Here is a 20,814-nt window from a genome sequence, read left to right on the forward strand (position 1 = left end):
AAAACAAATGAGGGAAGCGGGATGATAAAGCAGGGTTTATTGGGAATGATGGCATTGGCAATGAGCATGGGTGCAGCGCAGGCGGCGGATCCGGTGAAAGTCGGTTCCAAAATTGATACCGAAGGCTCGCTACTCGGCAACATTATTCTGCAGGTGCTGGACAAACATGGGGTAAAAACCGTCAATAAAATCCAGCTCGGTACCACGCAAGTGGTGCGCGGCGCGATCACCGCTGGTGAGCTGGATATCTACCCGGAATACACCGGCAATGGCGCATTCTTCTTCAACGATGAAAAAGACACGGCGTGGAAGAACGCTCAGCAGGGCTACGAGAAGGTGAAAAAACTCGACGCCGAGAAAAATCATCTGGTGTGGCTGACGCCCGCGCCAGCTAACAATACCTGGACGATTGCGGTGCGCGGCGACGTGGCGCAGAAGAACAACCTCAACACGCTGGACGATCTCAGCGCTTACCTGAAAAAAGGCGGCACTTTCAAACTGGCTGCCTCGGCGGAATTTATTGAACGCAGCGATGCGTTACCGGCGTTTGAAAAAGCCTACAACTTCAAACTGGAGCAGGCGCAGCTGCTGTCGCTGGCCGGTGGCGACACCGCCGTGACCATCAAAGCGGCGGCGCAGCAAACCTCTGGCGTGAACGCGGCGATGGCGTACGGCACCGACGGTCCGGTAGCGGCGCTGGGCCTGCAAACGCTGAGCGATCCGAAAGGCGTGCAGCCGATTTATGCCCCTGCGCCGGTGATCCGCGAAAGCGTGCTCAAACAATATCCGGACATCGGCAACTGGCTGCAGCCGGTCTTCAGCAAGCTGGATGAGAAAACCCTGCAGCAGCTGAATGCGCAGATCGCGGTGGATGGTCAGGATGCCAGCCAGGTCGCGAAACAGTGGCTACAGACCAATAAGTTGCTGTAAGCAGTGTCGTCGTTGTTATTCCGACCGCGCCAGCAGCCGGTGCTGCTGGTGTTAATCGCGCTTATCACGCTGGCGCTGTTTGCCTTGCCGCTATTGAGCTTTGCCGCCAATCGGCTGGTCTCTGGCCAGCCGCTGACGTTATGGCAGGTGACCAACAGCATACTGCTGTTCATCCCGTTGCTGTGGCTGTGGCAGAGCTTGTGGTGGCCGCCGCGCCGCATTCACGCGATATCGGTGCTGCTGGCGGCGGAAGTGCTGCTGGCCTTACTCATCTGGCTGGCCGGACAACAGGCCACGCAACTGGCGAACAGCGGGAGCCCGCTGGCGCGCACCGCGTTTGGCAGCGGCTTGTGGTGTGCGGCGGCGCTGGCGCTGCTGCTGGCGGCGGAAGCGGTCCGGCAAATCACCCGCAGTACCCCGTGGCGCATTGTGCTCAACCTGCAAATCTGGCTGCTGCCGCTGGCGCTGTTACTCAGCGGTCATCTTGATCGTCTCTCGCTTTTGAAAGAGTACGCCAACCGCACGGCGGTGTTTGATGCGGCCTTCACGCAGCATTTGTGGCTGCTGGGCGGCACGCTGCTGCCGACGGTAATCATCGGATTGCCGCTCGGGCTGGCGATTGCGCGGCGTCCGCGCTGGCAGAATGCCGCATTTAGCGTGCTTAACCTGATTCAAACGGTGCCGTCGGTGGCGCTGTTCGGTTTACTGATTGCGCCGCTGGCGGGATTGGTGGCGCATTTTCCGCTGCTGGCCCGTTGGGGCATCAGCGGCATCGGTATTGCACCGGCCTTGATTGCGCTGGTGCTCTACGCGCTGCTGCCGCTGGTGCGCAGCGTGGTGGCCGGTTTGCAGCAGGTGCCGCAGGAAGTGCGTGAAACCGCGCGCGGCATGGGCATGAGCGCGTGGCAACAGTTCTGGCACGCCGAACTGCCGCTGGCGCTGCCGGTGTGGCTCTCCGGGCTGCGCGTGGTAGTGGTGCAAACCGTGGGCCTGGCGGTGGTCGCGGCGCTGATTGGGGCGGGCGGATTCGGCGCCATTGTTTTTCAGGGATTGCTGAGCAGCGCGCTGGATCTGGTGCTGCTGGGCGTGATTCCGGTGGTGGCGCTGGCGGTGATTTTTGATGCGCTGCTGCGTTTACTGTCGGCACTGCTGGAGAGACGTCATGATTGAATTTCACCAGGTGAGCAAAGTGTTCGCTGGCAAAGAGGCGATACGTAACCTGTCGCTGAAGATTGAGAAGGGCAGTTTTACCGTGCTGATTGGCACCTCAGGTTCGGGCAAATCGACCACGCTGAAGATGATCAACCGGCTGGTGGAGCACGACAGCGGCGAAATACGTTTTGCCGGAGAAGCCATCGAAACCATGGATGCGCGCGCGTTGCGCCGCCGCATCGGTTATGCCATTCAGTCGATTGGCCTGTTTCCGCACTGGAACGTGGCGAAGAACATCGGCACCGTGCCCTCGCTGCTCGGCTGGCCGCAGGCCAAGATTACTCAACGCGTCGAGGAGCTGCTGGCGCTGCTCAATCTCGACAGCCATCTGGCGACGCGCATGCCGCATCAGCTGTCGGGCGGACAGCAGCAGCGCGTCGGCGTGGCGCGTGCGCTGGCGGCCGATCCCGAGTTGCTGCTGATGGATGAACCTTTCGGCGCGCTCGATCCGGTTAACCGTCTGGCGCTGCAACACGAGATGCTGCGCATTCAGAAAATGTCCGGTCGCACCGTGGTGCTGGTGACGCACGACATCGACGAAGCGCTGACGCTGGCCGACCAGCTGGTGCTGATGGACGGCGGCGAAATCGTGCAGCAGGGCAGGCCAATCGATCTGCTGACGCAGCCGGTGAATGACTTTGCCCGCGAGTTCTTTGGTCGTAGCGAGCTGGGCGTGCGTTTGCTGGCGCTGGGACGCGCCGGCAGCGCGGCGCGACGCGGTGAATGGCTGGACGCCGAACCGATTGCCGAATCGCTGACGCTGCGTGAAGCGCTGTCGCAATTTATTGCGCGCCGCACCGACAAATTGCCGGTGATCGATCAGCAGCAACAGCCGCTGGGTGTGCTGCACTTCAGCGATTTGCTGCGCCAGCGGGAGGCGAGCTGATGCAGCTGTTACGCGATCCGCTCTACTGGCTGCTGGCGGCCTTTCTGCTGCTGCTGTGGGGCTTGCCGCACAGCGGTCCGCTGTTTGCCCACTGGTTTCCACAGCTGGAGCGTCCGCTCTATCAGCAGGAGAGTTTCTGGCGGCTGGCGCTGGCGCATCTGGCGTTAGTGGTCAGCGGCAGCCTGCTGGCGTTGCTGGTCGGCGTTGGCTGCGCGGTATTTGCTACGCGCCACGCCGGGCGCGCCTTTCGTCCGCTGCTGGAAACCGTGGCGGCCGCTGGGCAAACCTTTCCGCCAGTCGCAGTGCTAGCGATTGCGGTGCCGGTGATGGGATTTGGCGCGACGCCCGCGGTAATGGCGCTGTTTCTCTACGGCTTGCTACCGATTTTGCAGGGCACGCTGGCGGGTTTAGATAGCGTACCGGCCAGCAATCGCGAAATCGCGATCGGCCTCGGCATGGGGCCGTGGCGACGTTTGTGGCAGATTGAGCTGGCGCTGGCGGCACCGGTGATCATGGCGGGCGTGCGAACCTCGGTGATGATCAACATCGGCACGGCAACCATCGCCTCCACGGTGGGCGCGGAGAGTCTGGGATCGCCGGTGATCATCGGTTTGAGCGGCTTTAACACCGCCTATGTGATTCAGGGCGCGCTGCTGGTGGCGCTGCTGGCGTTGATTTGCGATCGCCTGCTAGAGCGCGTGCAGCGCAAACTTAGTGGGTATGCACAATGAGGCTGTAGCCGACCAGCATCATGCCGCCCATGCCGCCAAGCGCCATGATGGCAAACAGGGAACCGATAAGAAGTTTATTCCAGTTCATGAGGAGACCTGAGAAAAGAAATTTAGGGCGGCATGATAACGCGCACACCACGCCAGGCAAAGGCCGTGTGTGCGATTTTTACTTAAGCGGGATCGTGCAGGTGAATGGCAAAACCCTGCGCCTGCCAGTGTTCAAACTGCTCGACCTGACGACGCGTCGGCTTTTTACCGGTCCAGATAAACAGGTTTTGTCCGGGGAATAACTCAGGGCGCGGCATGTCCAGCGGCTCCGCCAACACATCCATGCGCCAGCCTTGCTGCGACAAACGCCAGGCTTCCAGCCAGATGCGGGTACGATCTTCCACCGCCCAACCCAGCATCAAGGCATCTTTACCGGCTTTTTTACGTCCACAGGCCAGACAAAACGCCACATAATCAATCAGCGCGCCATCAAGCAGACTGCACATGGTGCGCGCGGTGTTCTGATCTAAACCAAGACGCTGGCGAACCGGCACGAACACGTGATCGATCAACGCATCCACCGGATGTTCCCGGCCAATATTGGCAATTTTAACGCGCAATTTCGCCGGGCGAACGTGGCGCAGTACGCTCATCAACTCTTCCTGCAACGCCGACCAACCGTCATCCACATTGACCGTGGCGCCTTCCAGCAACGCTTTCACTTTGCCAACGGGCACGCCACTCTCTATCCAGCGTTTTATCTCTTCGATACGCTGAACATCTTCATCATCAAACTGCCGATGACCACCTTCGGTACGCTGGGGTTTTAACAGACCGTAACGTCGCTGCCAGGCGCGAAGCGTTACCGGGTTGATTCCACAGCGTTCGGCCACATCCCCGATACTGTATAAGGCCATAAAGTCCTCAAAAATTCTGACCTGCATAACAACACCTTAACCCCCACGACTGGGTTGTACAATGATTTTTTAATTGTACAACTTGACCGCTTTATTTATTTAAGGTCATATCTCATATGTGAGATTTATTTCCCGTATATGAGAGGTGAAGATGTCTGCTTCGGATACCGACGATCGACTGGCGGCGCGACTGGCTGAATTACGCGTACAACGCGGTTGGTCATTAGATGAATTGGCGATGGCGACCGGCATCAGTCGGGCGTCGTTGTCGCGCATTGAACGCGCCGAAACGAGCCCCACAGCCGCTTTGCTTAACCGCCTTTGCGTGGCCTACGGCTTGACCATGTCGCGCCTGCTGAGCGAGGTGGAAGAGGAGGCCGCGCTGCTGCTGAAAGCGGCGCAACAGCCGGTATGGCGCGATGACGCCAGCGGCTTCCAGCGCCGCAACGTATCACCGCCCGCCAGCCACTTTAAAGCGGAAGTGGTGGAAGGTGTGCTGCGTCCTGGCGCGCGCATTGATTACGATGCGCCGCCGATTCAGGGACTGGAGCAGCACATCTGGCTGCAATCAGGCGAGCTGACCATCAGCATGGACGATCAGCACTGGACGCTGCAGGCAGGCGACTGTCTGCGCTTTCATCTCACTGGCAAATCCGCGTTTGCCGCCCATGCAGAAGGCGGCGCGCGCTACATTTTGGTGGTATGCAAACCATGATTGACATCGAACCTCTCAGCGCCACCCAAGCGCAGCCGCTGCTGGCGGCATTGTGTGATGTGCTGCAGGGCTGCGTCGCCGATGGCGCCAGCGTGGGCTTTATTGATGCAGACGATCGCGTGGCCATTGAGCGCTTCTGGCAGGACAAAATTTACAGCCTGGCGAGCGGCGACAATCAGCTGCTGGTGGCGTATCAGCAGGGCGTGATTGTGGCGACGGTGATGGTGGGATTCAGCGCAATGCCGAACGGTCGCCATCGGGCGGAGATCAGTAAGCTGCTGGTGCATCCCCGCGCCAGACGTCAGGGCATTGCACGCCGCCTGATGCAGCAAGCCGAACAGCTGGCGGCACAGCAGGGCAAAACCTTGCTGGTGCTGGACACGCGCAGCGGCGACGTGGCGACGGATCTCTATTTGTCGATGGATTGGCAAATTGCCGGGTCGATTCCGTTCTATGCGGAGTCAACCGAAGGTATGCTGGATGCGACTACGGTGATGTTTAAGGTGTTGGGGTGATTGTGATTGTGATTGTGCCTGCTGTCCCCCTCCTCGGTCCTCCCCCATAAATGGGGGAGGAAGATGCTGCCACATGTCAGTGTTGAAGCTGCATTTGGCAGCATCTCCTTCCCCCGCTTGCGGGGGAAGGTCGGGATGGGGGACAGCGAGCACAAAACCCAGGCACAGCGAGCACAATCTCCAAACGCACCAACTCAGTGCGGTCCTTCCGCCTCGCCAATCCCCAGCGCCTGCATAAACAGCCGGATAATCGGGTTTATTTTGCGGCCCTTCTTCATCATCAAACAAAACGGGTTTTCACGGCGAGTCGAATCATCACCCAACTCACACAGCTGCCCACGCGCAATAAACGCGGCGGCATAATGTTCCGGTAAATAACCAATAAAATGGCCGGTTAAAATCAGCATGGCGACAGATTCAACCTGAACCGCCTGCACGCCGCTGTCCTGTAAGGGAATGATGCGACGATCGTCGCGCGGCGTCACATATAAATGATTAATAATTTTCTGCTCACGTAATATGTCCAGCGATATATTTTTATCGCACGATCCAGAATATAAAGGATGTGACATGGAGCAATATAATTTTGAATATTCCTTATAAAGCGGGAAGTAATCAAAATCACTTTTCATTTCATAAACCGGTGCAATACCACAATGAAAACGGCCTTCACTGATGCCGCGCTCAATATCATCTAATTGCGCAGTTTGCAGTCGAATTTGTACCTTTGGCGCTTTCTGGTGCAGCTGTTGCACCGCCGCGGTGACCGGTGATTGCGGGTCGGAGATGGTGTTATCCACCACGCAAATGGCAATGTCACCCAGCAGTTCATTGCGACTGTTGTGCAGCCGCTCGCGAAACAGATTCAGCGAGACGAACAGTTCCAGCGTGGCCTGGTAGACGTTGATGCCGTACTGCGTTAGCTCAAAACCTTCGCGTCCGCGGCTGCATAACGTCATGCCGAGACGAATTTCCAGATCGGAAACCTGTTTACTGATCGCCGCCAGACCAATATTCAATTCGTGGCTGGCAGCGGTTAATCCGCCCGCTTCTACCACGCATTTAAATACCCGCAGTAATTTTAAATCGATATTACTCAGTGCCAGAACCGCATTATCGCTGCGATTATTTGCATTGTTTCCGGACTGGGAAACTTTACTTTCCATTTTTGCTATTCAACTCCGGAATAATTGCGGTGAAAGTACAGTGAACCTGAAATAGGCCCTATTTACCAGTGTGGTCATAAAATAAGTTTTTATTATTTCAACTGGCTCATCCATATCTTTTTCATATCGCTGATGATTATCTGTAAGGGGAAATAGCATGTCTGATAATGCCGAACTGTTATGGGGCGCGCGTTTTAAAGCGGCACCGGCGGCGAGTTTAACCGCGCTGTCTCGTAGCCCGGATTATTACTTTGCATTGGCACCTTACGATCTGGCGGGCTGCCGGGCGCATGCCCGTGAACTGGCGCGCGGCGAGTTGCTGAGCGCCGAAGAGCTCAGCACCATGCTGGCGGCCATTGACGCGTTAGACGCCGATTATCGCGCCGGTCAGCTGCATCCGATTGCCGCCGACGAAGATGTGCACACCTTTATCGAACGCGCGCTGACCGAGCGTTTAGGTCCGCTGGGCGGCAAGCTGCGCGCCGGGCGTTCGCGTAACGATCAAACCGTTAACGATCTGCGTCTTTACCTGCGCGACAACGGCCGCAAGGTGGTGAGCGCGTTGCTGGCCTTGCAGCAGGCGCTGGTCGAGCAGGCGGCACAGCACACCGAAAGCGTCGCGCCCGGTTTCACGCATCTGCAGCAGGCGCAGCCGATTGTTTTTGGCCATCAACTGCTGGCTCACGCGCAATCCTTTGCCCGCGATATTGAACGCATGCAGGATTGGGATCGCCGCAGCGCACGCTGTCCGCTCGGTGCCGCTGCGATGGCCGGTTCCGCCATTGCGCGCCAGCCGGAGCAGGCCGCCGCCGATCTCGCCTATCTCGCGCCGTGCGAGAACTCCATCGATGCCGTTGCCAGCCGCGACTATGCCGCTGAATTCCTGTTTGTCACCAGCATGATCGGCATCAACCTGTCACGCCTGTGCGAAGAAGTGTGCATGTGGGCATCGCGCCAGTTCCGCTGGGTCGAGCTGCATGACAGCTACGCCACCGGCAGCTCCATCATGCCGCAGAAGAAAAACCCGGACATCGCCGAACTGACGCGCGGCCGCGCTGGCCGCCTGGTCGGCAATCTGATGGCGCTGCTCACCACCATGAAAGCGATGCCGCTCTCCTACAACCGCGATCTCAGCGACGACAAACGCAACGTGATTGATGCGGTGGATACGCTGCTGCTGGTGCTACCGGCGATGGCAGGCATGATGGCGACGCTGAAATTCAACACCGACGTGATGCGCGAGCAGGCACCGGACGGCTTCACGCTGGCGACCGAAGTGGCCGACTGGCTGGCGATGCGCGGCGTGCCGTTCCGCGAAGCGCATGAGATCACCGGCCAGCTGGTGCAATTGTGCGAGCGCGAAAACTGCGGTCTGTCGGATCTCAGCGATGCGCAACTGCAGGCGGTGGATGTCCGCTTAACGCCGGAGGTGCGCAGTGCGCTGACGCTGGAAGCCGCGCTGGCGGCCCGTAGCGGCTACGGCGGTACCGCACCGGCACGCGTACGTGAGCAGCTGGCACGTCTGCAAACCCTGATGCAGGACCAGCAGCGCTGGACCGACGATTACGCTGGCCCACGCGCCTGAGGAGAACTTATGTCGCAATCAACGCCGATTGAGCCGGGTTTGAACAACAGCCGCGAGCAGACGCATTACGATCTCGATCGTTACCAAGTGGTGCCGCGCCGTTACTACGGCCGTATCACCGCGTCGGCGGTGATTCTGCTGCTGCTGGCGCTGCTGGTAAACGCCTTTGCGCACGGCAATATCGAATGGTCGTTTGTCGGCCAGTTCTTTACCGCCCAGGCGATTCTCAACGGCGTGGTCAACACGCTGATCATGTCGGTGCTGGCGATGGGGCTCGGCGTACTGTTTGGCGTCATCACCGCCATCATGTACATGTCGCCGAATCCGGTGCTGCACTACATCGCCGTGGGCTACGCGTGGATTTTTCGCGGCACGCCGCTGATTCTGCAGCTGCTGCTGTGGTTTAACCTCGCGCTGGTGTTTCCCACCATCAGCATTCCCGGCGTGTTCAGCGTGCAAACCGTCACCATCATGACGCCGTTCCTCGCCGCGCTGCTCGGTTTGAGCATCAATCAGGGCGCGTACACCTCGGAAGTGGTGCGCGCGGGCCTGCTGTCGGTGGATACCGGGCAATACGAAGCGGCGAAAGCCATCGGCATGCCGCGTCTGCAGGCGCTGCAGCGCATCATTCTGCCGCAGGCGATGCGCGTGATTCTGCCGCCGGTCGGCAACGAATTTATCAGCATGATCAAAACCACCAGCCTCGCCAGCATGATTCAGTACTCGGAGCTGCTCTACAACACGCAAACCATCTACTTCGCCAACGCGCGCGTCATGGAACTGCTGTTCGTGGCAGGCATTTGGTACCTGATTGTGGTCACGGTGTTGTCGTTTGGACAGAGCCGACTGGAACGTTATTTCTCACGCGGCCATCGTCAGCGTCAGTAATCAGGAGCCCAACATGAGAAACATCGTGCGCGCCGTTAAGGTGAACAAATATTTCGACCAGTTCCACGCCCTGAAGGATGTCAGCCTCGAAGTGAACTACGGCGAGGTGATGTGCATCCTCGGCCCATCCGGTTCCGGCAAAAGCACCTTTTTGCGCTGCATTAACCAGCTGGAGAAGGTCGATAAAGGCGGAATTTGGGTCGACAACGAGCTGGCGGGCTATCGCATCGCCGGTAACAAACTGCATGCGCTAAGCGACAAGCAGATTGCGCGCCAGCGCCTGCAAACCGGCATGGTGTTCCAGCGCTTTAACCTGTTCCCACACAAAACCGCGCTGGAGAACATCATCGAAGGGCCGTGTCGCGTGCTGCTGCGCCCAAGGCGCGAAGCCAGCGAAGAGGCGATGGCGCTGCTCGATCGCGTGGGTCTGGCGCACAAAGCGCACGACTATCCGCAGTCGCTCTCCGGCGGTCAGCAGCAGCGCGTGGCGATTGCTCGTGCGCTGGCGATGAAACCCAAACTGATGCTGTTTGACGAACCCACCTCGGCGCTGGATCCGGAGATGGTGGGCGAAGTGCTGGCGGTGATGCGTCAGCTGGCAAAAGAGGGCACCACCATGCTGGTGGTCACGCACGAAATGGGCTTTGCCCGTGAGGTGGCCAATCAGGTGGTGTTTATGGACGAGGGACGGATTATCGAGCAGGGCGCACCGGAAGACATTCTGCTGAACCCGCAAAATCCACGGATGAAAAACTTTATTAACGCGATTCTTCTTTAAACATTACCGGGGTGAATATGAAAAAGCTGTTATTGAGTGCCATCAGTGCCGCGCTGCTGCTGCAATCCTCTGCCTGGGCAGACATCGCCGTACCCGCGGCGATCAAAGAGAAAGGGCTGACGGTAGCGATCATGCCGAACTATCCGCCAATGGATTTTAAAGATCCGGCGACCAACCAGCTGACCGGCGTGGACTACGACCTCGGCCAGGCGATTGGTGAAAAACTCGGCGTGAAGATCAACTGGCAGGAGATCGCCTTCGAACAGATGGTGAATGCGGTGGTGACTAAGCGCGTCGATCTGGTGATGTCCGGCATGACGGACACCAAAGAGCGTCAGCAGGTGGTGAACTTTATCGATTACTTCAAAACCGGCCCGCAGTTCTACACCCAATCCGCGCGCAGCGACATCAACAGCGCGATGGATCTGTGCGGTAAGAAAGTCGGTACCAGCCGTCGCACCACCTTCCCGCAGGAGATTGCCAACTGGTCAAAAGCGCACTGTGAAGCGGCCGGTAAGCCGGCGATCATTGTGGTAGGTGCTGAAGGCACCGCCGATGCGCGCACCCAGCTGCGTCAGAACCGTCTGGATGGCGTGGTGCAGGGCAGTGAAACGCTGCCGTACATCATGGATCTGGAAAAGGGCAAATATAAGGCGCTCGATAAAGCCTTCTCCTTCCAGTACACCGGCATGGCGATTGGTAAAGATGCGGGCGAGCTGACCACCGCGATTCAGGCGGCGATCGACGCGATGATTGCTGATGGCTCTTACCAGAAAATCCTCGGCAAATGGGGTCTGGCAGACAACGGCGTGGCGAAGGCGACCGTCAACCAGGGCTAAGGAGCGCGCAGATGCAACAACCGGGCGCAGTGCGCTGGCCGCAGGGTAAACGCGGCTGTATGGCGCTGGCGTTTGACCTCGACGGTCCCACCGGCGATGCCATGCTGAATGGCAGCCTGTGGTCAACGCCAGAGTATTTTACCTTTGGGGCTTACGGGCCGTACCGCGCGCTCGGGCGTCTGCTTGACCTGCTGCGCGCCTTCCACCTTCCCGCCACCTTCTTTGTGCCGGCGTGGGTGGTGGAGCAGTGGCCGCAGCAGTGTCAGGCGATTATCGAACAGGGCCACGAAGTGGCCTATCACGGCTATCGCCACGAATCCTTTTGGGCGATTTCACCGGATGAACAGCGCGCAGTCATGGCGAAATCCGCTGAAGTCTTTCACCAGCATCTGGGCATCACCGCCTGCGGTTTTCGTACGCCGTCGGGCGACTGGCATGCCGAAACGCCACAAATCCTGCGTGACGCGGGCGTGATCTACTCCAGCAGCATGCGCGGCGACGATCGCCCCTACAGCATTCCGGTGGCGGGCCATACGCCGCTGGTGGAGATCCCCGGTAAGTGGGAGATGGATGATTACGCCTCGCTGGCCTACACGCGCCAGCCCGACTTCCCCAAAGGCGGCGATCGCATCGCCAGCTATGCGCACACGCGTGATAACTGGCAGCGCGAGTTCGATGGCGCGATGGATGAAGGCTTGTGCCTCACCACGCTGTTTCACCCGAAAATCTCCGGCCAGCCGGGACGCTTGCTGCTGCTGGAACAGCTGTTTGCACATATGACGGCGCGCGATGACGTTTGGTTTGCGCGCTGCGACGCGGTGGCGCAGTGGTATTTGCAGGAGCAACAGCATGACTGAACCTTCACGCTGGCCGCTGGGTTTCCAGTCGGCGGCGATCCTCACCATCGATTTCAACGATATTCACGGCATTCTCACTCAGGCTCCGGCAGTGGCGGGGCGTGATAAAACGCTGTCGGTATGGCGCTACGGCACGCTGCGCGGCGTCGATCGCTTGCTGGCGCTGCTGGCAGAAAAGCAGCTCAAAGCCAGCTGGTGTATGCCCGCGATTGTCGCCGAACAGCAGCCGGAACTAGTGCAGCGCATCGTGACCGGCGGCCATGAAATCGCCTGCAGCGGCGATACCCACGAAGATTTCTCGCTGCTGACGCTGGAACAGCAGATCGCCAGCGTGACGCGCGGCTGCGACAAACTGGAGCAGATAACCGGACGCAAAATCACGGGGTTCCGTACGCCCGCCGGGCAGTGGAAACCGGGACTGGCGCAGGCGTTGATCGGACTCGGCATTCAATGGTCATCGAGCTGGCGCGGCGACGATTTGCCGTATTTCCATCCCGGTACGCGCTTGGTGGAATTGCCGATGCACTACACGCTGGAAGATGAGCCTTACTTCGCCTTTAACCTCAGCCCGGCTATTCCGCCGGGACAATCGCGCATCGCGCCGTATGGCGAAACCCTGGCGAATATGACGCAGGATTTCCACGGCTTCCACCGCTTTGGCCTGTGCTACTTGCTGCGCCTGCATCCGGAAATCATCGGCACCGCCGGACGTATTGGCCTGCTGCGGGCGCTGCTCGACATGCTGCAACAGCACAATGTGTGGATCGCCACCGCTGAGCAGGCGGCGGCGCACTGGCAGACGCAGCCGGATAACAATGTCTGCCATCCGGCGGAGGTGTTTACCCGCATCACTGGAGGTGCGCATGGCGAACTCGCTTGATCAACTGGCGGCCTTTATCGCCGGGACGCGTTTTGCACAACTGCCTGAACCGCTGGTGGAGCAGGCGAAACGCCATCTACTCGATACGCTCGGTGCTTCGCTGGCGGGTTGCGACAGCCCGATCTGGCGCGAGTGTCTGGCGCTGGTGCAGGCCGAAGGTGGCCGCGAACAGGCGCAGATTTGGGGCAGCGCGCAGCAGGCCAGTCCGCGTCAGGCGGCGTGGCTGAACGGCGTGGCGGCGCACATGTATGAACTCGACGATACCGGCGGCTGCGATCACTCCGGCGCGGTGGTGATCCCGGCGCTGCTGGCGGCTTTGCCGCTGGCGACACAGCCGGTAGGCGGGCAAGCGCTGCTGGTGGCGATGGTGATCGGCTATGACGTTGGCCGCCGCGTGTTAGAAGCCTGCGGCGGTTACTCGGCGCACAACGGCGCAGGCTGGCACTCTACCGCCAGCTGCGGCGTGTTTGGTGCGGCGGCGGCAGTGTGTTCGCTGCTGCAGCTGGATGGCGCGCAGTGTGCGTCTGCGCTGGGCATTGCCGCCAGCTTTAGCGGCGGTTTGTGGGGCTTTATTCACGACGGATCGCACACCAAAAAACTGCATGCCGCGCGCGCAGCAGAAGGCGGCGTACAGGCCGCGCTGCTGGCACAACGCGGTATCAGCGGCCCGTCGGCGGTGTTTGAACCGCGCTGGGGCGGCTTCCTGCAAACCTTAGCGGCGGAAACCCAGCAGCCGCAGGCTTTGACGGCGGATCTCGGCGAGGTGTGGAAACTGGCGCGCTGCTCAATCAAACCCTACGCTTCGTGCCGTGGCACCCACGCGGCGATTGATGCGCTGGGAATCCTGCTGCAACAGCATAACGTGCGGGTAGAGCAGATCGCGCGCATCGTGGTGGGCGTTAATCCGTTCCTGCTGGAGATGTGCGGCGGACGCGAGTTACACAGCCTGGCGGCGGCGCAGATGAGCCTGCCGTATGCGCTGGCGGCGCGCGCACTGTACGGCTCGGCGGATCTGGCCAGTTATGACGACGCCAAACGCCTGCATCCCGATGTGGAAGCGTTGCTGGCACGTATTGAGCTGGTGATCGATGAGCAGCAGAGCCGCGACGACGAGCCGTGGGTGCGGCTGGAAACCGGGCAGGGCGCGCAGTGGCAGCAGCATGTGCCGGTGCCGTCAGGCGCACCGACCAATCCGCTCACGCTGGATGCGCTGCTGGCGAAGTACCGCAGTTTGGCGGCGCGCGTGTTGCCGCTGGATCAGGTCGAACGGCTCGAGGCGGTGTGTCTGGAGATGGATGAAGTGGCGGATATGCGGGAAGTGGTGGGGTTGTTGGGGATTGGGTGATTTTTTCCTTTTTGGTCGGTGCTCGCAGTCCCGTTGGTCGGTGCTCGCTGTCCCCCATCCCGGCCTTCCCCCATAAATGGGGGAAGGAGACGCTGCCACATGCGGCTTCAGAACGAACATATGGCAGCATCTTCCTCCCCCATTTATGGGGGAGGACCGAGGAGGGGGACAGCGAGCACATTCAAACCACAGCGAGCACAAACTAAACCCTGCCCGCCAACCCTTCAACCCGCACCATCGCCGCCAGCAAGCGCGCTTCGGTCACTGCTTCGGCCATGTTCTCCATATCCGGCGCATGCACCGATTCGCGCACAATCAGCGCCAGCTCACTCTCATCCAGCGAGGCAATCTCGCTTAGCGTCAGCGGCACGCCGCAATCGCGCGCCAGGCGCATCTCATCCAGCACTTCCTCATCGGTGCGGTTCTCCAGCGCCAGCAAGCAGAGGTTGCCAAAGCCGACCAGCAAGCCGTGCCCAAACTCGCGGGTTTTATCGCAGAAGGTAAAGCCTTCATAAATCGCATGCGAAGCCGCCGCGTGTGCGCCGTTGCTCATTAGCGAGGTTAATCCTGCCCAGGTGAAGATCGCATCCAGCACCTGATCGAGCGACGCGCTGCTCTCACCACGCAGCACGGCGGCATAGGCTGCCGGTCCATGTTCACCAATCACGTCATAACAGATCTGGCTGTGCGCCAGTGACGAGAGCGCATTGCCCTCGCGTGCCGGATGACGTGCACTGACCGCGCGGAACTCGTACCACTTCGCCAGCGTATCGCCCAGCCCGGCGGCCAGCCAGCGGGCGGGCGCTTTAGCCAGCAACTCGCTGTCGATAATCACTGCCGCCGGTGCCTGCGGCAGCGGGAAGATGTCGAAGAAATTGCCGTTATCGTCATAGCGAATACTCAGCGGCGTCACCGCGGAACAGGTGGCGGCGATGGTTGGCAGCGTTACTACCGGCAAGCCGAGCTGTGCGCCAACCGCTTTCACCGTATCCAGCGATTTACCGCCGCCCACGCCAATCAGCACCTCGGCGCGCAGCTCGCTGGCCACCGCCGCCAGACGATTGATCTGATTAATCGAGGTTTCGCCGCCAAACCACTCCTGCGCCAGAAGCGTGACGTTGGCCGCCAACAGCTGCGCGCGAACCTGCGCTTCTACCGCCTGCAACGCCTGATGGCCGCCAATCAGCAGCGCACGCTGGCCCAGTCCGGCGCAGATCGCGCCTAATTGGTTGATCACGCCCGCACCGCGCAGCACGCGCGCCGGGAAAACCAGATTCTGTTGTGTCATCACTTGTTCTCTGTGTAACGGACGCCGGGCAACACGCACAGCATCTCATAAAGGATATTGGCCGCCAGCTGCGAGGTCATACCGCTGATGTCGTACGGCGGCGAGACTTCCACCAGATCGCCGCCCACCAGATTGAGTCCACGACAGCCGCGCACGATCTCCAGCCCTTGCATCGAGGTTAAACCGCCCACTTCCGGCGTGCCGGTGCCGGGTGCCCACGCGGGATCGAAACTGTCGATGTCGTAAGAGAGATACACCGGGCCGTCGCCGATACGCGCGCGCACCTCGGCCATCAGCGGCGTCATGGAGCGATACCAGCACTGTTCGGCGGGCACCAGATGGAAGCCCTGATCGACGCCCCACTGAAAATCATCGGCGGCGTAACCTTGCGCACGTTGCCCGATTTGCACCACGCGCTGGCAGTCGAGCAGGCCCTCTTCCACCGCGCGGCGGAACGTGGTGCCATGCGCGATCTTCTCGCCAAACATCTCGTCGTTGGTGTCGGTGTGGGCATCAATGTGAATCAGCCCCATCGGCCCATGCTTCTTCGCCAGCGCGCGCAAAATCGGCAGCGTCAGCGTGTGATCGCCGCCCAGCGTTAACGGGATAATCGGCCAGTTATTCAGCTCGGTATAATAGTTTTCAATGATATCGACTGATTTCAGCAGGCTGTAAGTGTTGATCGGCACATCACCGAGATCGCCGACGCGCAGCGAATCAAAGGGCGCGGCGCCGGTGGCCATGTTGTAGGGTCGGATCATGACTGAATCGGCGCGGATGGCGCGTGGGCCATAGCGCGTACCGCTGCGCTGCGAGGTGCCGATATCCAGCGGAATGCCGACGAACGCCACATCCAAATCGGCTGGTGATTCAGCGGCGGGTAAACGCATCATGGTGCCGCGTCCGGCGAAACGGGGCATTTCGTTGCCGCCTTGCGGCTGGGGGAAATCGGTCATCACGCACTCCTTCAGTCAGGTGAAACCCATCATCACCCAGCCCGCGCGCCGGAAAAATCCTTGACAGCCGATAATCACTTCAGAGATTACTTAACTTTAGTCAGCAATCTCTGAAGGAAAATCGGTGCAGACGCTTCCCAATCTTAAACTGCTGCAGGTGTTCGCCAGCGTGGTGGAAAATCAGGGCTATTCGCGCGCACAGCAGGCGCTGAACATGACCACGCCGGCCATCAGCGCCTACATGAGCGAGCTGGAGAGCCAGCTCGGTTTTATCCTCTGTCAGCGCGGGCGCGGCGGCTTTACCCTGACCAGCAAAGGCGAGCAGTTTTATCGCTACAGTCAGGAGATGCTGGCGACGCTGGCGGGTTGGCAGGAGCAGGTAGAGACGCTGAAAAGCGCGCAGGGCGGCACTTTCTCGCTTGGCGTGGTGGACGCCACCGTCACCGATAGCACGCTGGATCTGCCTGCCGCTATCGCCCGCTTTAACCAGCGCTTTCCGGCGGTGTTCTTTAATCTGAGCGTGCGAGATCCCAATGAGTTGCAGCAGCAGTTGCTGGAGGATCGGCTCGATTTGGCGATTGGGCACTTTCCGCTGCGCGCCAGCAATCTGGTGACCATTCCGCTTTACGAAGAGCAGCATTGGCTCTATTGCAGCCCGCAACATCCGCTGGCTGAGGGCCATCCGGATGTGCGCACCGTGCAGCAAACCGGCATGGTGACGCGGCGTTACTGGAATCAGCAGGAGCTGAACAAGCGCGGCTTCCGCCAGAGCAACGCTTCAGTGGAGAGCATCGAAGCGCAGCTGACGCTGATTCTCTCTGGCCGCTTCATTGGCTATTTGCCCGAACACTACGCGCGCAGCGGGGAACTGCAGGGCACGTTGCGTCGCCTGCTGCCGCACCATTTCCACTTCCGCGCGCCTTTCTCTTTTGCGTTCCGCCGTGGGCGCGCGCGTGAAACCTTAATCCGCGCGATGCGTGAAATTCTGAATCCAGCGCGAAAAAATAGCAGCGAAAGCTGACGCTGCGCCAATACTGTGTAAAAATACAGGCCAATTCAGCAAACAGTAACGAAAATGGCCCTGACAGCAGCGATAAAAAGCCAGATTGCGCAATGGTATAAGGCGCTGCAGCAGCAGGTTCCTGACTTTATCCCGCGCGCGCCGCAGCGCCAGATGATTGCCGAAGTGGCGAAAAGTCTGGCCGGTGACGAAGGTCGTCATCTGGCGATTGAAGCGCCCACCGGCGTCGGCAAAACTCTCTCTTATTTGATTCCCGGAATTGCGGTGAGCCGCGCCGAGGAGAAGCGGCTGGTGATCAGCACCGCCAACGTGGCGTTGCAGGACCAGATCTTCAGCAAGGATCTGCCGCTGCTGAAGAAAATCATCCCCGATCTCACCTTTACCGCCGCCTTTGGCCGTGGACGCTATGTTTGTCCGCGCAACCTTGCGGCGCTGGCGGCGACCGAAGATCAGCAGGGCGATTTGCTGCTCTATCTGGATGAAGAGGCGGTCACCGGCTCGAAAGAGGAGCAGAAATTCTGCGCCAAGCTGGAGAAGCAGCTCAGTAGCTACCGCTGGGATGGCTTGCGCGATCACACCGATGTCAACATTGAGGACAGCTTGTGGCAACGCCTCTCCACCGACAAAGCCAACTGCCTCGGCCATCACTGCCGCTGGTATCGCGAATGCCCGTTCTTTGTCGCGCGTCGCGAAATTGAGCAGGCGGATGTGGTGGTCGCCAACCATGCGTTGGTGATGGCGGCGATGGAGAATGAATCGGTGCTGCCACCGGCGAAAAACCTGATGCTGGTGCTGGACGAAGGCCATCATCTGCCGGAAGTGGCGCGCGATGCGCTGGAGATGAGCGCGGAGATCACGCCCGGCTGGAGCAGTTTGCAGCTCGATCTGTTTGTGCGGCTGGTGGAAACCATCATGGCGCAGTTCCGCCCAAAATCGCCGCCGCCGCTCTCCAATCCGGAGCGCCTGAAAGGTCACTGCGACGAAATGCGTGAGCTGCTGCAGATTCTTTGTGATGCCCTCAACCCGCTGCTGCCGGGCCATAATCAGCCGGGCGAGTTCCGCTTTGTACTGGGTGAATTGCCGGAAGAGCTGCTGAGCCTGTGCGCGCGGCTGTTCAAGCTGAGTGACGCGCTGCGCGGCTTAAGCGAAGGCCTGCTCAACGAGTTGGGCGAGCAAACCGGGAAAGCCGATATCATGCGGCTGCATAAAGCTATCATTCAGCTCAATCGCCACTTCGGCTGGTTCGAGTCGATTAGCAAATTGTGGCGGCTGGCGGCGATGGAGAAAGCTTCCAATGCGCCGGTGTCGAAGTGGATTACGCGTGAGATCCGTGAAGGCCAGGCGCATCTGCTGTTCCACTGCGCGGGCATACGCGTGAGCGATCAGCTGGAAAAAATCCTGTGGCGCAAAATCCCGCATGTGGTGGTGACCTCGGCCACTTTGCGCTCGCTCAACAGCTTCAACCGTTTGCAGGAAATGTCCGGCCTGAGTGAGAAAGCCGGCGACCGCTTTGTGGCACTGGATTCACCGTTTAACCATATCGACCAGGGCAAGCTGGTGATTCCGCAGATGCAGTTTGAGCCGCAGATGGCGCAGGAAGCGGAGCACATCGCCGAGATGGCGCGCTTCTTCCGCCAGCAGATCGCCGAAGAGAAGCACAAAGGGGTGCTGGTGCTGTTCGCCAGCGGCCGCGCGATGCAGCAGTTTGTCGCACATATTCCGGATCTGCGCCTGTCGATGCTGGTGCAGGGCGATCAGCCGCGTTCGCGCCTGGTGGCGCTGCATCGGGAACGCGTCGAAGCCGGTAAAGTCAGTATTCTGGTCGGGCTGCAATCGTTCGCCGAAGGGCTGGATTTGAAAGGCGATCTGCTGTCGCAGGTGCATATCCATAAAATCGCTTTTCCACCGGTGGACAGTCCGGTAATTTTGACCGAGGGCGAATGGCTGAAGAGCCTGAAACGCTATCCGTTCGAAGTGCAGAGCTTGCCGAGCGCCTCCTTTACCTTGATTCAGCAGGTAGGACGTTTGATTCGCAGCCACAGCTGCTTTGGCGAAATCGTGATTTACGATCGCCGCCTGCTCAACAAAGCCTATGGCAGCCGACTGCTGGCCGCGCTACCGGTGTTCCCGATTGAGCAACCGCCGATGCCGGAAGCCAGCAGTGACAAGACGAAAAAACGTCGCAGTAAGAAAATCTAACGATCAATTTTGGCAGCCGCACGGCGGCGCGCCCTGGAAGCGGGAATGCCTGATGGAACTGAATAAAATTATTAAAGAGATTGGGCGCGGTAAAAATCACGCGCGCGATATCGATTTCGCCACCGCGCAGGCGCTCTACAGCGCGATGCTGGCCGGTGACGTGCCGGAGCTGGAGCTCGGTGGCGTGCTGATTGCGCTGCGCATCAAGGGCGAAGGCGAAGAGGAGATGCGCGGTTTTTATCACGCGATGCAGCAGCAGATGATGCAGTTGCAGGCACCCGCTAACCGTCCGATGCCGATTGTCATTCCCAGCTACAACGGCGCGCGTCGTCAGGGCAATCTGACGCCGCTGCTGGCGCTGCTGCTGGTGAAGCTGGGCTTCCCGGTGCTGCTGCACGGCGTCAGTGACGATCCCACGCGCATCACCACCGAAGCGGTGCTGGCGGCGCTGGACATCGCGCCTGTCACCTCCGCCGCACAGGCGCAGGCGAAACTGGATAACGGCGAACTGGCGTTTATCACCATCGACCATCTGTGTGCGCCAATGGCGCAACAGCTGTCGCTGCGCTGGCGCATGGGCGTGCGTAACAGCGCGCATACGCTGGCGAAACTGGCGACGCCGTTTACCGAACGTGCTGCGCTGCGCCTGGCCAGCGTCTCGCATCCGGAATATGTGCCGCGCGTGGGGAAATTCTTCCAGGATATCGATGCACCGGCGATTCTGCTCAACGGGACCGAAGGCGAGGTGTATGCCAATCCGCAGCGCTGCCCGGCGATTAACTACATTCGTGGCGCGGGTGCAGAAGCGGAAGTATGGGTTGAGCGCCAGCCGGAAGTCAGTGTGGAACTGTCGGAAAGCAAAAGCGCACAGGACACCGCCGCGTGGATCAATCAGGTATTAGCCGGGGAACGCGCGGTGCCACAGGCGCTGCGTTTGCAGCTGGCGTGTTGTTTGATGGCGACCGGTGAATCGGCTAGCCTGGCGGATGCAGAAGTGAAGTTACAGTTGGCGGGGATGTGAAGAATAAAGCCATTGAATTAAGCGCCTCATTTACAGCGCACACAATCTGTAGCGGCGCGATTAATCGCGCTGTTCAATGGCGGCAATGTCGCCATCC

20 protein-coding genes are annotated in these 20,814 nt (G+C 59.8%); 16 read left to right on the plus strand and 4 right to left on the minus strand.

The genetic code is table 11. The features are described 5' to 3' along the window. The first annotated feature begins 21 nt into the window (after window positions 1-21). The 4 genes from K5Y32_RS02175 to K5Y32_RS02190 are packed head-to-tail and all read left to right on the plus strand — an operon-like array spanning window position 22 to window position 3,759. On the plus strand, window positions 22-930 hold the full coding sequence (locus tag K5Y32_RS02175) for an ABC transporter substrate-binding protein (protein ID WP_101763148.1): 909 nt from the start codon (window positions 22-24) through the stop codon (window positions 928-930). 3 nt (window positions 931-933) lie between these two features. Further along, window positions 934-2,100 carry an ABC transporter permease gene (locus tag K5Y32_RS02180; RefSeq protein WP_101763147.1) on the plus strand — a complete coding sequence of 389 codons (1,167 nt, stop codon included), beginning with the start codon at window positions 934-936 and terminating at the stop codon, window positions 2,098-2,100. After that, window positions 2,093-3,028 carry an ABC transporter ATP-binding protein gene (locus K5Y32_RS02185; RefSeq protein WP_192413953.1) on the plus strand — a complete coding sequence of 312 codons (936 nt, stop codon included), beginning with the start codon at window positions 2,093-2,095 and terminating at the stop codon, window positions 3,026-3,028. Before K5Y32_RS02180 ends, K5Y32_RS02185 begins: the two co-directional genes overlap by 8 nt. Beyond that, window positions 3,028-3,759, plus strand: coding sequence for an ABC transporter permease (locus K5Y32_RS02190; protein WP_222181683.1), 732 nt, complete (start codon window positions 3,028-3,030; stop codon window positions 3,757-3,759). The genes K5Y32_RS02185 and K5Y32_RS02190 overlap by 1 nt, the downstream gene beginning before the upstream one ends. 170 nt (window positions 3,760-3,929) lie before the next feature. On the opposite strand, the gene K5Y32_RS02195 is transcribed toward K5Y32_RS02190, so the two are convergent. Beyond that, window positions 3,930-4,664, minus strand: a complete 735-nt coding sequence (locus tag K5Y32_RS02195; RefSeq protein ID WP_101763312.1) for a MerR family transcriptional regulator — start codon at window positions 4,662-4,664, stop codon at window positions 3,930-3,932. Window positions 4,665-4,815: 151 nt separating this feature from the next. On the opposite strand from K5Y32_RS02195, the gene K5Y32_RS02200 reads away from it, so the two are divergent. Both K5Y32_RS02200 and K5Y32_RS02205 read left to right on the plus strand, forming a co-directional pair. Then, a complete protein-coding gene (locus K5Y32_RS02200) occupies window positions 4,816-5,379 on the plus strand; it encodes a helix-turn-helix domain-containing protein (RefSeq protein ID WP_101763144.1) in 564 nt (187 codons plus the stop codon). After that, window positions 5,376-5,894, plus strand: coding sequence for a GNAT family N-acetyltransferase (locus K5Y32_RS02205; RefSeq protein WP_222181684.1), 519 nt, complete (start codon window positions 5,376-5,378; stop codon window positions 5,892-5,894). Before K5Y32_RS02200 ends, K5Y32_RS02205 begins: the two co-directional genes overlap by 4 nt. Before the next feature lie 194 nt (window positions 5,895-6,088). On the opposite strand, the gene K5Y32_RS02210 is transcribed toward K5Y32_RS02205, so the two are convergent. Then, window positions 6,089-7,060: a LysR family transcriptional regulator gene (locus K5Y32_RS02210; protein WP_192236582.1), complete on the minus strand. Its 972-nt coding sequence runs from the start codon at window positions 7,058-7,060 to the stop codon at window positions 6,089-6,091. A 157-nt stretch (window positions 7,061-7,217) separates the two neighbouring features. Here K5Y32_RS02210 and argH point away from each other — a divergent pair, with 157 nt between their 5' ends. From argH to K5Y32_RS02245, 7 genes are read left to right on the plus strand one after another with little or no spacing between them, the layout of a single operon-like run. After that, on the plus strand, window positions 7,218-8,645 hold the full coding sequence (argH, locus tag K5Y32_RS02215; protein WP_222181685.1) for an argininosuccinate lyase: 1,428 nt from the start codon (window positions 7,218-7,220) through the stop codon (window positions 8,643-8,645). Between the two features lie 9 nt (window positions 8,646-8,654). Beyond that, entirely contained in the window at window positions 8,655-9,533 is an 879-nt protein-coding gene (locus tag K5Y32_RS02220; RefSeq protein ID WP_101763141.1) for an amino acid ABC transporter permease, read from the plus strand. A gap of 13 nt (window positions 9,534-9,546) precedes the next feature. Next, window positions 9,547-10,311 carry an amino acid ABC transporter ATP-binding protein gene (locus K5Y32_RS02225; RefSeq protein ID WP_008102604.1) on the plus strand — a complete coding sequence of 255 codons (765 nt, stop codon included), beginning with the start codon at window positions 9,547-9,549 and terminating at the stop codon, window positions 10,309-10,311. A 17-nt stretch (window positions 10,312-10,328) separates the two neighbouring features. Then, window positions 10,329-11,150 (plus strand): ABC transporter substrate-binding protein, encoded by an 822-nt coding sequence (locus K5Y32_RS02230; RefSeq protein WP_222181686.1) that lies wholly within the window; start codon window positions 10,329-10,331, stop codon window positions 11,148-11,150. 11 nt (window positions 11,151-11,161) lie between these two features. Next, a complete protein-coding gene (locus tag K5Y32_RS02235; protein WP_101763139.1) occupies window positions 11,162-12,007 on the plus strand; it encodes a polysaccharide deacetylase in 846 nt (281 codons plus the stop codon). Further along, window positions 12,000-12,887 carry a polysaccharide deacetylase gene (locus K5Y32_RS02240; RefSeq protein WP_222181687.1) on the plus strand — a complete coding sequence of 296 codons (888 nt, stop codon included), beginning with the start codon at window positions 12,000-12,002 and terminating at the stop codon, window positions 12,885-12,887. Before K5Y32_RS02235 ends, K5Y32_RS02240 begins: the two co-directional genes overlap by 8 nt. After that, window positions 12,871-14,232, plus strand: coding sequence for an MmgE/PrpD family protein (locus K5Y32_RS02245; RefSeq protein WP_222181688.1), 1,362 nt, complete (start codon window positions 12,871-12,873; stop codon window positions 14,230-14,232). The genes K5Y32_RS02240 and K5Y32_RS02245 overlap by 17 nt, the downstream gene beginning before the upstream one ends. A gap of 202 nt (window positions 14,233-14,434) precedes the next feature. Here K5Y32_RS02245 and K5Y32_RS02250 read toward each other — a convergent pair whose 3' ends face one another. Together K5Y32_RS02250 and speB are read right to left on the minus strand one after the other, a co-directional pair. Then, entirely contained in the window at window positions 14,435-15,520 is a 1,086-nt protein-coding gene (locus K5Y32_RS02250; RefSeq protein ID WP_222181689.1) for an iron-containing alcohol dehydrogenase family protein, read from the minus strand. Continuing rightward, window positions 15,520-16,476, minus strand: a complete 957-nt coding sequence (gene speB / locus K5Y32_RS02255; protein ID WP_101763135.1) for an agmatinase — start codon at window positions 16,474-16,476, stop codon at window positions 15,520-15,522. The genes K5Y32_RS02250 and speB overlap by 1 nt, the downstream gene beginning before the upstream one ends. A gap of 124 nt (window positions 16,477-16,600) precedes the next feature. On the opposite strand from speB, the gene K5Y32_RS02260 reads away from it, so the two are divergent. Genes K5Y32_RS02260 through ybiB form a run of 3 tightly spaced genes read left to right on the plus strand, consistent with a single transcriptional unit; the run spans window position 16,601 to window position 20,717 of the window. Continuing rightward, a complete protein-coding gene (locus tag K5Y32_RS02260; protein ID WP_101763134.1) occupies window positions 16,601-17,497 on the plus strand; it encodes a LysR family transcriptional regulator in 897 nt (298 codons plus the stop codon). A gap of 54 nt (window positions 17,498-17,551) precedes the next feature. Further along, window positions 17,552-19,696 (plus strand): ATP-dependent DNA helicase DinG, encoded by a 2,145-nt coding sequence (gene dinG / locus K5Y32_RS02265; protein ID WP_222181690.1) that lies wholly within the window; start codon window positions 17,552-17,554, stop codon window positions 19,694-19,696. 52 nt (window positions 19,697-19,748) lie between these two features. After that, window positions 19,749-20,717, plus strand: coding sequence for a DNA-binding protein YbiB (ybiB, locus tag K5Y32_RS02270; RefSeq protein WP_222181691.1), 969 nt, complete (start codon window positions 19,749-19,751; stop codon window positions 20,715-20,717). Window positions 20,718-20,814 lie beyond the last annotated feature (97 nt).

Origin of the sequence: Pantoea sp. DY-15, from assembly GCF_019795935.1 — a bacterium.
Lineage (GTDB): Bacteria > Pseudomonadota > Gammaproteobacteria > Enterobacterales > Enterobacteriaceae > Pantoea > Pantoea leporis.